The sequence below is a fragment of the Mesorhizobium sp. M7A.F.Ca.ET.027.03.2.1 genome, from assembly GCF_003999175.1.
Classification (GTDB): domain Bacteria; phylum Pseudomonadota; class Alphaproteobacteria; order Rhizobiales; family Rhizobiaceae; genus Mesorhizobium.
Genome location: NZ_RZOM01001650.1, coordinates 1 through 787, shown reverse-complemented (window position 1 = coordinate 787; position 787 = coordinate 1). Strand labels below are relative to the sequence as shown.

1 protein-coding gene is annotated in these 787 nt (G+C 62.4%); it reads left to right on the top strand.

The genetic code is table 11. The features are described from left to right. Nucleotides 1–240: 240 nt before the first annotated feature. A partial coding sequence (locus tag EN750_RS37090; protein WP_127399464.1) for an MFS transporter occupies nt 241–787 on the top strand: 547 nt, incomplete at its 3' end.

Genomic DNA, 787 nt, shown 5'->3' with positions numbered 1-787 from the left:
GATCTCGAGGCCTAGGATCATTTGCCGAAGCTGTTTTTCGACGCTCTGCATCTGCGACATTGTCGTTTCCATTTTCTGATCGTTGCTGGCGATCGTCTTGCCGGCCGCCTTTTCCGATCACGTTTGAGACGGTCGCATTGACAGCGGTCAAGCTTGCGTCCATCAGGAACACCATCTTGGTATCCCAAATTGGTATCCGCAGCAAGCATCGATAAGAGTTGCTGGGACAGGACATATGACATGCAGCAGCAGAGCACGCCCCCGGCGACCGACAGCACCTACAACATCCACTGGCGGCGCAATCTGTTCGTGTGCGTTGCCGGATCGTTTTCGACGCTTGTCGCCATGACGCTGCTTTTGCCGTTCCTGCCGCTCTATATCGAGCAGCTCGGCGCCGAGGGCCACGCGGCGATCGTGCAATGGTCGGGGATTGCCTATGGCGCGACGTTCTTCGCGGCGGCGCTGGTGGCGCCGCTCTGGGGACGTCTCGGCGACCGCTACGGCCGCAAGGTGATGCTGGTTCGCGCCAGCTTCGGCATGGCCATATGCATGTCGCTGACCGGCATGGTGCAGACGGTCTGGCAACTGGTGCTGCTGCGGCTGCTGATCGGGTTTGCCGGTGGCTATTCCTCGGGATCGACCATCCTCGTCGCCATGCAGACGCCGAAGGAACGCTCCGGCTGGGCGCTGGGCCTGCTGTCGGCCGGTATCACCGGCGGGGCTCTGGTCGGTCCGCTGGTTGGCGGCGCCCTGCCGCCGCTGATCGGCATCCGCGCCACCTTTCTCC